Source organism: Streptomyces venetus, from assembly GCF_039540295.1.
Lineage (GTDB): Bacteria > Actinomycetota > Actinomycetes > Streptomycetales > Streptomycetaceae > Streptomyces > Streptomyces venetus.
Genome location: NZ_BAABET010000005.1, coordinates 131,233 through 143,706 on the forward strand (window position 1 = coordinate 131,233; position 12,474 = coordinate 143,706).

Here is a 12,474-nt window from a genome sequence, read left to right on the forward strand (position 1 = left end):
CCCACCAGCTGAGACAGCCTCTCGCAAGCCGGCTGAGAGGTCATTCGAGCTGCGAAACCTCTGAGGAGAAAGTGCTGTGACCGGGATCAAGACGACCGGCGAGAAGAAGTTGATGTTCTTCTCCGGCCGCGCCCACCCCGAGCTTGCCGAGGAGGTCGCCCAGCAGCTGGGTGTCGGGGTCGTCCCGACGAAGGCCTTCGACTTCGCGAACGGTGAGATCTATGTGCGTTATCAGGAGTCGGCGCGTGGTGCCGACTGCTTCCTGATCCAGAGCCACACGGCTCCGATCAACAAGTGGATCATGGAGCAGTTGATCATGATCGACGCGCTGAAGCGTGCGTCGGCGCGGTCCATCACGGTCATCGTGCCGTTCTACGGTTACGCGCGGCAGGACAAGAAGCACCGGGGGCGTGAACCGATCTCGGCGCGTCTGATCGCGGACATGATGAAGACCGCGGGTGCGGACCGGATCCTGACCGTGGATCTGCACACGGACCAGATCCAGGGTTTCTTCGATGGTCCGGTGGATCACCTGTTCGCGCTGCCGTTGCTGGCGGACTATGTGGGCGCCAAGGTCGACAAGGGCAAGCTGACGGTGGTGTCTCCGGACGCGGGCCGGGTGCGGGTCGCGGACCGTTGGTGTGACCGGTTGGGTGCGCCGCTGGCGATCGTGCACAAGCGGCGGGACAAGGACGTCGCGAACCAGGTGACCGTCCACGAGGTCGTGGGTGAGGTCGAGGGTCGGGTGTGTGTCCTGGTGGACGACATGATCGACACGGGTGGGACGATCTGTGCCGCTGCGGACGCGTTGTTCGCGCATGGTGCGGAGGACGTGATCGTGACGGCGACGCACGGTGTGCTGTCGGGTCCGGCGGCGGACCGGCTGAAGAACTCGCGGGTGAGTGAGTTCGTGTTCACGAACACGCTGCCGACGCCGTCGGAGCTGAGCCGGGATCTGGACAAGATCTCGGTGCTGTCGATCGCGCCGACGATCGCGAGTGCGGTGCGTGAGGTGTTCGAGGACGGTTCGGTGACGAGCCTGTTCGACGAGCAGTAGGAGTCCCTGGTGGGGCTTGTGTAGATCGTTTTGGGTGTGGCCTCTCTGGCCGAGTAGACTGCTGCAGTTGCTCGGCGAGGGAGGCCGTTCCCGTTTGTGGGATGCGGTGGTCCGTTATCGACGCGCTCTTCGTAGCAGGCCGTTCGTGGCCGGGTGACCACGTCCATACCTGACTTTCGAGGAGTGAGCATGTCCGAGGTGAAGATCTCCGCCGCGACGCGCACCGAGTTCGGCAAGGGTGCCGCGCGCCGTATCCGTCGTGAAGACAAGGTTCCGGGTGTCCTGTACGGGCACGGTTCGGACCCGCTGCACGTGACGCTTCCGGGCCACGACCTGCTGATGGCGCTGCGTACGCCGAACGTCCTGATCGCGCTGGACATCGACGGCAAGACCAAGGAGCTGGCGATTCCGAAGGCCGTGCAGCGTGACCCGCTGAAGGGCTTCCTGGAGCACGTCGACCTGCTGCTGGTGAAGCGCGGCGAGCGGGTGAACGTGGACATCTACGTGCACACCGAGGGTGAGCTGGCCCCGGGTGGCTTCCTGCTGGAGCACGTGCTGAACGCGCTGCCGGTCGAGGCCGAGGCGACGCACATCCCGGAGTCGGTGACCGTCTCCGTCGAGGGTCTGTCGGCCGGTGACTCGATCCTGGCCAAGGACATCACGCTGCCCAAGGGCACGACGCTGGCTGTCGAGGAGGACACGGTCGTCCTTCAGGTTCTGGCCGCGCAGGCCGAGGAGGCCGTGGAGGGCGAGGAGACCGAGGGCGAAGAGGCCGCCGAGGCCTGATCCTCATCGTCGTCGTTTCGTCGGCCGCTGTTCCCGTGCGGAGCAGCGGCCGACGCGTATGAAGGAGACATGGACGTGACGACCGATGCCGCCGCTCCCTGGTTGATCGTGGGGCTGGGTAATCCGGGGCCGGAGTACGCGGGGAACCGGCACAACGTGGGTTTCATGGTGGCCGATCTGCTGGCGGATCGGGTCGGGGGGAGGTTCAAGCGGGCCGGGAAGGCGCAGGCGCAGGTGATCGAGGGGCGGATCGGGCCTGCGGGGCCGGCGAACCGTCGGGTGATTCTGGCGAAGCCGATGTCGTACATGAATCTGTCGGGCGGTCCGGTGAACGCGCTGCGGGACTTCTACAAGGTGCCGGTCGCGCATGTGGTGGCGATTCACGACGAGTTGGACATCGATTACGGGACGTTGCGGTTGAAGCTGGGGGGCGGGGACAACGGGCACAACGGGTTGAAGTCGATGACGAAGGCGTTCGGGTCGGAGTATCACCGGGTGCGGTTCGGGATCGGCCGGCCGCCGGGGCGGATGCCGGTGGCGGATTTCGTGTTGAAGGATTTCTCGTCGGTGGAGCGCAAGGAGCTGGACTACTTCGTGGACCGTGCGGCGGACGCGGTGGAGTGTCTGGTGATCGAGGGGCTGGAGCGGGCGCAGAGTACGTACAACTCCTGACTTGTCACCCGTCGAGGTTGACGGGCCCTTGAGGCATGGCCAATGATCCCGGCCATGCCTGCCTCTGCCGCCTCCTCTCGCCAGGCCTCGGTCACCGTGCTGCGGTTCGGGCGGTTCGCGGCGATGGGTACGGTCGCGGTGCTGATTCTGATCGCGGGTGTGTGGGCGTCGTGGGGTACGGCGCAGCACGTGATGCTGACGAAGGGCCGGGAGAGCGGCACGGTCGAGGTGACGCGGTGCGGTGCGGACATGTGCACGGGCCGGTACACGCCCTTGTCGGAGGGGTCGCAGCCGCGGGCGCGGGTCGAGCTGGAGAAGTCGGTCGCGGTGGAGAAGGGCCGGACCTACACGGTGGTCATGAAGCCCGGCGGTGATGACGCGGTTCGGTCGGGTCCGGCCGGGGTGTTGTACGCGTGGATTCCGCTGGGTGGTGCGCTGTTGCTGGCGTCGGTGGTGGTGGCGGGTGGTCTGCGGCGGACGCGGGTGGCGTGGGCGTTGGCGTTGTCGGGGGTGGGGTTGCTGACGGCGGCTTTCGTGGCGGTCTGAGGTGTTCTCGGTGTTGTCCCCTTCCTTGGTTTTCTTGGTGTGGCCGAGCGTTGTGTGTTCGTGATTGACGTGGCTTCGGGTGGGGCTGGAAGCTGAGCCGCCCCCTCCACATCTTCCCGGTCACTTCTCGAAGATGGACTGCCTGCCCATGCGTACCCTTCCCCGCCTCGGCGCTGTCTGCGCCGCTGCTTCCGTGGTCCTCCTGCTCGCTCCGGTCGCCCGTGCCACCCCTCCCGGTGACAACGGCACGGTCAAGATCCATGACGCTTCGACGGGTGAGGAGTTGCGGCGTAACGAGCCGCATGTGTGCACCTTCTACCTGGATGCTTTCGGTTTTGACGGCGGTCAGCAGGTCGACTGGCACATCGACGCCGTTCCCCCGAGTGAGAACAGGGGGGAGACGGTCGGGTCCGGTTCGCTGACGCTGGACGGCGAGGGGCACGGCCGTTCGGAGGATCTGTCGCTGCCCGACGGGCACTACAAGCTGTTCTGGAACTTCGACGGTGAGAAGGGTGCCGCGAAGCACAAGGTGTTCTGGACGGACTGCGAGGACGGGCAGGAGCCGGGTGGTTCGACGCCGTCCGGGCCGGCTTCCTCGTCGCCGTCGTCCGGGGTGTCCGAGGCGCCGTCGGGTGAGCCGGGGGCGTCGGGCGAGCCGGGGGCGTCGGCGTCGCCGAGTTCGCCGGCCGGTGGGGGTGTGACGGCGTCCTCGTCGGCGTCTGCGCAGGGCGGTGCCGGGGGTGATCTGGCCGAGACGGGCAGTGGGGCTCCGGTGGGTCTGCTGTCGGGCGGTGCGGTGGCGCTGGTGGGGTTGGGCGGGTTCCTGGTGTTCCGTCGCCGGAGGTTCGGTCGCGGCTGATGCACGACATGACCGTGCCCCCGAGCCTGTACGGGCTCGGGGGCACGGTCGTGTCCGGGAGAGGGCTCAGCCGGTGTTGCGCAGGCCGGCTGCCACGCCGTTGACGGTGAGGAGCAGGGCGCGGGAAAGCAGCGGGTCGGGCTGTTCGCCGGCTTCGACGGCGTCGCGCTGCCGCTTGAGCAGGGCGACCTGGAGGTAGGAGATGGGGTCGAGGTAGGCGTCGCGGATGGCGAAGGTCTGCTTCAGGACGGGTGCGGCGTCGAGGAGTTCCTGTTCGCCGGTGACGCGCAGTACTTCGCGCACGGTGAGTTCGTGTTCGGCCTTGATGGTGTCGAAGACGTGCTTGAGCTCGTCGGGGACGAGGGTGTCGACGTAGTGCTGGGCGATCCGCAGGTCGGTCTTGGCGAGGGTCATCTCGACGTTGGAGATGAAGTTGCGGAAGAAGTGCCACTCCTGGTGCATCTCGTCGAGGACGGTGTCGAGGCCGGCCTCGCGCAGTGCCTTGAGGCCGGAGCCGACGCCGAACCAGCCGGGGACGATCTGCCGGGACTGGGTCCAGCCGAAGACCCACGGGATGGCGCGCAGGCCGTCGAGCGAGACGCCGGAGCCGGGGCGGCGGGAGGGCCGGGAGCCCAGGTGCAGGTCGGCGAGCTGGTCCACCGGTGTCGACGCGAGGAAGTACGTCGGCAGGTCGGGGTCCTCGACGAGGCGGCGGTAGGCGGCGTGGGCGGCGTCGCTCACGACGTCCATGGCGGCGTCCCAGCGGGACAGGGCCTCGACGGACTGTCGGGGGGCGGTGTGCAGGGCGGAGGCCTGGAGGGTGGCCGCGACGGTGAGTTCCAGGTTTTCCCTGGCCAGGGACGGGATGAGGTACTTGTCGGAGATGACCTCGCCCTGTTCGGTGACCTTGATCTCGCCTTCGAGGGTTCCCCAGGGCTGGGCGAGGATGGCGTCGTGGGTGGGGCCGCCGCCGCGGCCGACGGTGCCGCCGCGGCCGTGGAAGAGGCGCAGGCGGACGCCGTAGCGGTGGGCGACGTCGCGCAGACGGCGCTGGGCGCGGTGGATCTCCCACTGGCTGGTGGTGATGCCGCCGAACTTGGAGGAGTCGGAGTAGCCGAGCATGACCTCCTGGACATCGCCCCGGAGCGCGACGAGGCGCCGGTAGGACGGGTCGGAGAGCATGTCCTCGAGGATGGTGTCGGCGGCCTTGAGCTCGTCGGTGGTCTCCAGCAGCGGGACGATGCCGATCTTGGCCCAGCCGGCGTGGAGGTCGATGAGGCCGGCTTCGCGGGCGAGGACGGCGGCGGCGAAGACGTCGTCGGCGCCCTGGCACATGGAGATGATGTAGGACTCGATGACCTCGGGTCCGAAGACTTCCAGGGCCTTCTTCACGGTCTGGAAGACGCCGAGGGTCTTCTCGCCGGGCGCGTCGACGGGTGCGGGGGTGGGGGCGAGGGGCCTGCGTGACCTGAGTTCCTTGGCGAGGAGCTTGGCGCGGTAGTCGCGGGGCATGTCCGCGTAGCGCCAGGATTCCTCGCCGAGGCGGTCGAAGAGCTGGCCGAGGGCGTGGTGGTGGGCGTCGGCGTGTTCGCGGACGTCCATGGTGGCGAGCTGGAGGCCGAAGGCGGCGAGGGTGCGGATGGTGCGGGCGAGGCGGCCGTCGGCGAAGAGACCGCCGCGGTGCTCGCGCAGGGAGCGCTGGATGATCCGCAGGTCGTCGAGGAGTTCGGCGGTGCCGAGGTAGTCGCGGCCGTCGCGGTGGGCGGTGCCCTTGGCGAGGCGCTTCTTGGTGTTCTCCAGCTTCTGCCGGATGCAGGTGGCCTTGAGGCGGTAGGGCTCTTCGGCGTTGAGGCGCTTGTAGCGGGGGCTGATCTCGGGGAGGTTCTCCAGGTCGGTCTGGAGGGAGGTCAGCAGTTCGTCGGTGGCGCCGGCGTAGCGGATGGAGTTGGAGAGGAAGCCGCGGAGTTCGTCGATGGTCTCCAGGGCGTCGTTGATGCCGTGCTCGTGCTGGAGGATGAGGACGTCCCAGGTCACCTGGGGGGTGACGTTGGGGTTGCCGTCGCGGTCGCCGCCGATCCAGGTGCCGAAGGTGAGGGGGCGGGTGTCGTCGGGGAGCTTGACGCCGGCGCGCTCCAGTTCGGCGGTGAGGTCCTCCAGGACGTCGCCGACGGCGCCCGCGTGGAGTTCGTCGAGGTAGTAGATGGCGTTGCGGGCCTCGTCGGCGGGCTCGGGGCGGACGACGCGCAGTTCGTCGGTCTGCCAGACGAGGTCGATGTTCTCGGCGAGCCGGATGTCGAGGCGGCGGCGGTCGGACTCGATGACGGGGGTCTCGAGGAGCGCGGCGACGCGCCGGAGCTTGTTGAGGACCGACCGGCGTGCGGCTTCGGTGGGGTGTGCCGTGAACACGGGGCGAACATTGAGGTGGCGAACGGTCTCGCGCAGGTGTTCGGGGTCGGCGTCCTTGAGCCGGTCGGCCGTGCGGGCGAGGAGTCCGCCTTCGGCGGCGCGGCGGGCGCGCAGCTCGCGGCCGCGGTGGACCTGCTCGGTGACGTTGGCCAGGTGGAAGTAGGTGGAGAAGGCGCGGACCAGCTTGGCCGCGGTGTCGAGTTCGGTGCCGCGCAGCAGCTCGGCGGCGGCCTCGCCGTCCTCTCGGGTGAGGCGGCGGACCTTCTCGACCAGGTCCAGGAGCTCGGGGCCCTCCTGCCGGACGAGGGTTTCTCCGAGGAGGTCACCCAGTCGGCGGATGTCGGCACGCAGCTCACTGCTCGTCGTCGTGGTCTGGTCGTCGGCACTGCTCACAGGTGCGGCTCCTTGCAGTGTTGAAGCTCGTCTGGGAGGGGAACCCGAACGGCGTCTCGCGCGGCGGGTGCCGCATACGGGCCGGACATCCGGGAAGAAATCAGAGCGGACCGCGCTGTCCGACCGACTCCAGGATAGGTGTCGGCGGGGACGCGCAGGCTCTCGGGCTCTTGCCGCCGGGCGGCGCACTGCCATACTTACGATGCCGTAGGTTACGGAACCGTAGGAAGCACCGTGCGGGTCCCCGTAGCCCGGCTACCCCCACTTCTCCATCCACATACCCCCCAGGGGACGCGTATGACCAGTAGTTCCGACGTGATCGAGAACGCCCCGAAGGCGCCCGGTCAGGCCACCGACGCCGCTGCGCCCACCGCCACGCTGGGTGGCGAGAAGAAGCGGTCCATCGAGCAGATCGCCCTCCTCCTCTTCATCACCGTCCCGTTCCTCGCTCTGCTGGCGGCGGTGCCGCTGGCGTGGGGCTGGGGGGTGAGCTGGCTGGACCTCGGTCTGCTGGTTTTCTTCTACTACCTGGGCTGCCACGGCATCACGATCGGCTTCCACCGTCACTTCACGCACGGTTCCTTCAAGGCCAAGCGGCCGTTGAAGATCGCGCTGGCGATCGCGGGGTCGATGGCGGTGGAGGGTCCGCTGGTGCGCTGGGTGGCCGATCACCGCAAGCACCACAAGTTCTCCGACGCCGAGGGCGACCCGCATTCGCCCTGGCGGTTCGGCGAGACCCTTCCGGCCCTGATGAAGGGCCTGTGGTGGGCGCACATCGGATGGATGTTCGATGAGGAGCAGACGTCGCAGGAGAAGTACGCCCCGGACCTGATCAAGGACAGGACGCTCCGCGCCATCTCCCGCCAGTTCGTCCTGTGGACGGTGCTGTCGCTGGCCCTTCCGGCGCTGATCGGCGGGCTGGTCACGATGTCCTGGTGGGGCGCGTTCACCGGGTTCTTCTGGGGTTCGCTGGTGCGGGTGGCCCTGCTGCACCACGTGACGTGGTCGATCAACTCGATCTGCCACGCGGTGGGCAAGCGGCCCTTCAAGTCCCGCGACCGCTCGGGCAACGTGTGGTGGCTGGCGGTGCTGTCCTGCGGTGAGTCCTGGCACAACCTGCACCACGCCGACCCGACGTCCGCGCGGCACGGTGTGATGCGCGGCCAGCTGGACTCCTCCGCCCGGCTGATCCGCTGGTTCGAGATGCTGGGCTGGGCGTACGACGTGCGCTGGCCGTCACGCTCGCGTATCGATTCGCGCCGTAACACCGGGGAAGGCGGCTCCCGGCGCGGGAAGGAGCCCGCCAAGGCGGCATGATGGTCGCTGTGGCGACCGACTCGAGCAGCACCCCCAGCAACGACAAGCCGCGGCGAGTGCGTCGCACCCGGATGACCGGTGCCGAGCGCCGTCAGCAGCTGCTGGAGATCGGTCGCACGCTCTTCGCCGCGAAGGGCTTCGAGGGCACGTCGGTGGAGGAGATCGCGGCGAAGGCCGGGGTCTCCAAGCCGGTGGTGTACGAGCACTTCGGTGGCAAGGAAGGCCTCTACGCGGTCGTGGTGGACCGCGAGATGCGCCGCCTGCTGGACATGGTCACCAGTTCGCTCACGGCCGGTCACCCCCGCGAACTGTGCGAACAGGCGGCCTTCGCCCTGCTGGACTACATCGAGGAGTACACGGACGGTTTCCGCATTCTGGTCCGTGACTCCCCCATCCCCCAGTCGACCGGTTCGTTCGCCTCGCTGATCTCGGACATCGCCACGCAGGTGGAGGACATCCTGGGCCGCGAGTTCAAGAGCCGCGGTTTCGACTCCAAGCTGGCCCCGCTGTACGCCCAGGCTTTGGTCGGCATGGTCGCGCTGACGGGCCAGTGGTGGCTGGACGTACGCAAGCCGAAGAAGGCCGAGGTGGCCGCACACCTGGTGAACCTGGCGTGGCACGGCCTGGACGGGCTGGAGGCGAAGCCGCACCTGATAGGGCGTCGCAAGGCGTGACGCCCTGCCGGGGCAGGTCGTCGAGAGCCTCGGCCGTCAGCCTTCCTTGCGGGCCACGGCGAACACGCGCCGGAACGGGAAGGGTGTGCCGTGCGGCCCCGCCGGATAGGCCTCGCGCAGGGCGGCCCGGTACTCGGTGACGAAGTCCTCCCGCGCCTCGGGGTCGTCGGCGAGGGCGGTCAGCACGGGCCGCAGCCCGGTCCCCTTCACCCAGTCGAGCACGGGGTCCTCGCCCTGGAGGGGGTGGAGGTACGTCGTCTCCCACACATCGGCGGTGCAGCCGAGTGAGGTGAGGTGCCCGAGGTAGGCCTCGGGCGTGAGGACGGCGTCGTCGTGGCGCAGGGTGCCGGCGAGCCGGTCGCGCCAGCGCGGCGCGTGGGTGAGTTCGCGCAGGATCCGGTGGCTGGGGGCGTCGAAGTTCCCCGGCACCTGGAAGGCGAACGTCCCGGAGGGTTTCAGCGCGTCCACCCAGTCGGCGAACCGCTCGACGTGCCCCGGCACCCACTGGAGCGTGGCGTTGCTGAGGATCAGGTCGTACGGCTCGTCGGGTACCCAGGTCCGGACGTCGGCGTATGCGAAGCCGAGGTGTCCGCCGCCCGGGGTGGTCCCCTCGTGGTCGACGTGGGCCTTGTCGAGCATCTCGGTGGAGTTGTCGTAGCCGGTGATGCGGGCGGTGGGCCAGCGGGCGGCGAGCAGCGCGGTGACGTTGCCGGGGCCGCAGCCGAGGTCGGCGATGCGGGGCCGGGCGCCGGGCAGGTCGGGGACCCGCGCGAGGAGGTCGGTGAAGGGGCGGGCGCGGTGGTCGGCGTGGCGGAGGTACTGGGCGGGGTCCCAGGTGGGGGCTGCTGCGGGCATGAGTCCTCCTGACGTCCTCGTGATGACACTCAGCGTGACAGTGAGCTTATCTTGATGTCAAGAAAATGGATGTCAAGAGACTCTACGTCGACACAACCCTTACACTGATCGTCATGGAGGACGAGGTCGACCGGCTGGTCGCAGCGTGGCGTCGTGAACGCCCTGACCTCGACGTGGAACCGCTCGAGGTGCTCAGCCGCGTGAGCAGACTGGCCCGGCATCTGGACCGGGCACGCCGACTGGCCTTCTCGGAGCACAATCTGGAGCCGTGGGAGTTCGACGTCCTGACGGCCCTGCGCCGCGCCGGCACGCCGTACCAGCTCTCGCCGGGACAGCTCCTCACCCAGACCCTGGTCACGTCGGGCACGATGACGAACCGCATCGACCGGCTGGCGAAGAAGGGCCTGGTGGAACGCCTTCCGGACCCCAACGACCGCAGGGGCGTCCTGGTCCGTCTGACGGACGAGGGCAGGGACCGCGCGGACCAGGCCCTGGCGGGTCTGCTGGACCAGGAGCGCGCGATCCTCGCGGAGCTCTCCCGCGCCCAGCGCGGCGAACTGGCGGGGTTGCTACGCCAGCTGACCGCCCCGTTCGACAACATCCCCGGCTAGGTCGACGGGCCCGACCCCGGCCCGCCGGGCCAGGGCGACCGCGGCGAGCGTGGAATGCACGCCGAGCTTGCCGAGCACGTTCTGCATATGGGTCCGCACGGTGTGCGGCGACAGATACAGGCGCTCGGCGACGGCCTTGCGCCCCAGCCCCGCGACCATGCACCGCAGCACTTCCCGCTCACGCGGAGTGAGGGACTCCACCAGCCGCTCGCTCTCGGTGCGGTGCTTGCGGGCGGCGGTCAGCTCTCGCAGCACTCCGGTGAGCAGGGCGGGGGGCAGGTGGGTCTCGTCGCGCAGCACCCCACGGATGACGGTGAGCAGCCGGGACAGCGAGCAGTCCTTGGCGACCCATCCGGAGGCCCCGGCCTGCAGGGCGAGCGCCGCCCGCCGCGGATCGTCCTTCTCCGCGAGCACGACGATCCGTACGTTCGGCTGCGCGGAGCGCACCCCCGTGACGAGGGAGATCCCGTCGACGAGCCCGTCCTCGTTGCCCTCCTGCACGGGTACGGCCGGCCGGGCGCCCGGCACCTTGCCACCCAGGTCGGCGTCGACGAGCAGCACGTCGAACCGCCGCCCCTCCGCGACGGCGCGCTCCAGGCTGCGCAGCGCGGCCGGGCCGCTGCCGGCCGCGGAGACGTCGACATCGGGCTCGGCGGCCAGGGCCGCCGCGAGTGACTCGGCGAAGATGCGATGGTCGTCGACGACCAGGACTCGGATGCGAACCACGTAACCCCCTTCCCCGAGCTCACGAAGAGCGGGGATACCCCATCGTCGGATGCCGACACCGCGCGGGTACGACGCCGGAGTGACCAGATCCGCGGCGTCTGTCCGTCCGTCCTCGCCGCGGCCTGACGGGGCGCCGCAGCCGCACGGCCGCCGCCGTGCAGAAACCGGTACCCCCACCCCGGGCGTCGTACCCGGCTGTCTCGCCCCCTGATCGGCACCAGCCCCCACCGGTGCTGTTCATCAGGGTACGGACGGGGGCCCGGAGCGGAAGGTTATTTGCAGAACTGACTGTCCGACGCGTTTATGGTGTGCCGCATGTTCCGTCTTGAGACAGAAGTCGACAAGGCCCGACGTGATCTGCTCCGCACACGCCTGCGAGAGACGAACACAGCCGCCTCCCCGGTCCTGCGCGCCCTGCGCGGAACACCCGGCGAGCGGGACGTCCCGTTGCACGTGTGGGCTGTGAACGACACCGACGAACTCGCCGGCGGGCTGGTGGGTTACACCTGGGCGGCCTGGCTCCACGTGACGTACCTGTGGGTCGACGAACGCCACCGCGGCCGAGGCCTCGGCGCCCGGTTGCTCGCGGAGGCGGAACACCTCGCCACCACGACCCGCGACTGCCGCGCGGCCCGCCTGGAGACGTGGGACTTCCAGGCGCCGCGCTTCTACGTGAAGCAGGGTTACCAGATAGCGTGCGCGATCCCTGACTATCCGCCAGGCATCACGGAGTACTTGCTGACGAAGCGGCTGGGCTGAGCGGCGGGATCGGAGTGCGTCTCCTCGGCGATCCAACGTCCCAGGTCACCGATAGCGTTGATCCGTTTGAGCCACCCCCTTCAACAGGAGCACACAGTGAACCGCCCCGCTCGGCTCGTGACGGCCGCGCTCACCACCTCCGCGGCCCTGCTGCTGACCGCCTGCGGCTCAGAGAGAGCTGAAGCACCGTCGGCTTCGCCGCCGACATCCACCTCCGCTTCCGCTTCCGCTTCCGCGAGCACGGGCGGGACGCCCCGACCCGACATCGAACTGCCTTCGGACATGAAGCTGAAGTTCGAGGGGCAGCAGACCGGGGACGCCACGAAGGACGCGATTCTCGCGGACAACGAGCAAGCCGAGGGCACGGTGTGGCAGGCCATGGCGTACGGCGACATGAAGAAGTCAGGCATGGCCTTCTACTACACGGACGACGCCCTGGCCGGCGTCTACGAGTACGCGAAGGGCGCCATCGCGAAGAAGACCAGTTGGGCCGGCACCCTGCGCTACTTCGACCGCCGGGTGACGGTGTTCGACAAGGAGTCGGCGGCTCTGACGTTCTGCGTCGACGAGAGCAGGGCGGACCTCAAGAACCGCGAGACGAACAAGATGCAGCGCACCAAGACCACGCCCAACAGCTACGTCTTCTACAACCTGGGCGTGAAGAAGAACGAGGCCGGTGTCTGGCAGACCTGGGATCTCACCGAGGACAGGGGGTCGCAGAAGTGCCAGCCCTGACCCTGTGCGCGAAGACCGCGGGCGCAAAGAACCAGGAGAGCTCGGATAACGTTGCTTCGCTTGAGCTAACTTCACCTC

13 protein-coding genes are annotated in these 12,474 nt (G+C 68.8%); 10 read left to right on the forward strand and 3 right to left on the reverse strand.

What is annotated here, in order from left to right; genetic code table 11:
* Nucleotides 1–76: 76 nt before the first annotated feature.
* The 5 genes from ABEA82_RS17670 to ABEA82_RS17690 all read left to right on the forward strand — a co-directional run bounded on the left by ABEA82_RS17670 (nucleotide 77) and on the right by ABEA82_RS17690 (nucleotide 3,920).
* A complete protein-coding gene (locus ABEA82_RS17670; protein ID WP_345662480.1) occupies nucleotides 77–1,057 on the forward strand; it encodes a ribose-phosphate diphosphokinase in 981 nt (326 codons plus the stop codon).
* Between the two features lie 189 nt (nucleotides 1,058–1,246).
* Nucleotides 1,247–1,843: a 50S ribosomal protein L25/general stress protein Ctc gene (locus ABEA82_RS17675; RefSeq protein WP_003990804.1), complete on the forward strand. Its 597-nt coding sequence runs from the start codon at nucleotides 1,247–1,249 to the stop codon at nucleotides 1,841–1,843.
* A gap of 69 nt (nucleotides 1,844–1,912) precedes the next feature.
* On the forward strand, nucleotides 1,913–2,515 hold the full coding sequence (pth, locus tag ABEA82_RS17680; RefSeq protein WP_345662481.1) for an aminoacyl-tRNA hydrolase: 603 nt from the start codon (nucleotides 1,913–1,915) through the stop codon (nucleotides 2,513–2,515).
* A 54-nt stretch (nucleotides 2,516–2,569) separates the two neighbouring features.
* On the forward strand, nucleotides 2,570–3,061 hold the full coding sequence (locus tag ABEA82_RS17685; protein ID WP_345662482.1) for a hypothetical protein: 492 nt from the start codon (nucleotides 2,570–2,572) through the stop codon (nucleotides 3,059–3,061).
* A gap of 148 nt (nucleotides 3,062–3,209) precedes the next feature.
* The gene (locus ABEA82_RS17690; RefSeq protein WP_345662483.1) at nucleotides 3,210–3,920 is read left to right on the forward strand and encodes an LPXTG cell wall anchor domain-containing protein; all 711 of its coding nucleotides are present in this window, start codon (nucleotides 3,210–3,212) and stop codon (nucleotides 3,918–3,920) included.
* 66 nt (nucleotides 3,921–3,986) lie between these two features.
* Here the strand turns inward: ABEA82_RS17690 and ppc are convergent, their stop codons facing one another.
* Nucleotides 3,987–6,719 (reverse strand): phosphoenolpyruvate carboxylase, encoded by a 2,733-nt coding sequence (gene ppc, locus ABEA82_RS17695; RefSeq protein ID WP_345662484.1) that lies wholly within the window; start codon nucleotides 6,717–6,719, stop codon nucleotides 3,987–3,989.
* Between the two features lie 297 nt (nucleotides 6,720–7,016).
* Between ppc and ABEA82_RS17700 the strand changes: the two genes are divergently transcribed.
* On the forward strand, nucleotides 7,017–8,036 hold the full coding sequence (locus ABEA82_RS17700; protein WP_345662485.1) for an acyl-CoA desaturase: 1,020 nt from the start codon (nucleotides 7,017–7,019) through the stop codon (nucleotides 8,034–8,036).
* Entirely contained in the window at nucleotides 8,033–8,710 is a 678-nt protein-coding gene (locus tag ABEA82_RS17705; RefSeq protein WP_345662486.1) for a TetR family transcriptional regulator, read from the forward strand. Before ABEA82_RS17700 ends, ABEA82_RS17705 begins: the two co-directional genes overlap by 4 nt.
* 36 nt (nucleotides 8,711–8,746) lie before the next feature.
* On the opposite strand, the gene ABEA82_RS17710 is transcribed toward ABEA82_RS17705, so the two are convergent.
* Complete coding sequence (locus ABEA82_RS17710; protein ID WP_345662487.1) at nucleotides 8,747–9,565, reverse strand: trans-aconitate 2-methyltransferase; 819 nt, start codon at nucleotides 9,563–9,565, stop codon at nucleotides 8,747–8,749.
* A gap of 113 nt (nucleotides 9,566–9,678) precedes the next feature.
* Here ABEA82_RS17710 and tamR point away from each other — a divergent pair, with 113 nt between their 5' ends.
* Nucleotides 9,679–10,176 (forward strand): MarR family transcriptional regulator TamR, encoded by a 498-nt coding sequence (gene tamR / locus ABEA82_RS17715; protein ID WP_345662488.1) that lies wholly within the window; start codon nucleotides 9,679–9,681, stop codon nucleotides 10,174–10,176.
* On the opposite strand, the gene ABEA82_RS17720 is transcribed toward tamR, so the two are convergent.
* Nucleotides 10,135–10,902: a LuxR C-terminal-related transcriptional regulator gene (locus tag ABEA82_RS17720; protein WP_031117914.1), complete on the reverse strand. Its 768-nt coding sequence runs from the start codon at nucleotides 10,900–10,902 to the stop codon at nucleotides 10,135–10,137. The two genes, tamR and ABEA82_RS17720, sit on opposite strands and share 42 nt — an antisense overlap.
* A gap of 303 nt (nucleotides 10,903–11,205) precedes the next feature.
* On the opposite strand from ABEA82_RS17720, the gene ABEA82_RS17725 reads away from it, so the two are divergent.
* Together ABEA82_RS17725 and ABEA82_RS17730 are read left to right on the forward strand one after the other, a co-directional pair.
* Nucleotides 11,206–11,661, forward strand: a complete 456-nt coding sequence (locus ABEA82_RS17725; RefSeq protein WP_345662489.1) for a GNAT family N-acetyltransferase — start codon at nucleotides 11,206–11,208, stop codon at nucleotides 11,659–11,661.
* 282 nt (nucleotides 11,662–11,943) lie between these two features.
* Nucleotides 11,944–12,396: a hypothetical protein gene (locus ABEA82_RS17730; RefSeq protein WP_345662490.1), complete on the forward strand. Its 453-nt coding sequence runs from the start codon at nucleotides 11,944–11,946 to the stop codon at nucleotides 12,394–12,396.
* Nucleotides 12,397–12,474: the final 78 nt, after the last annotated feature.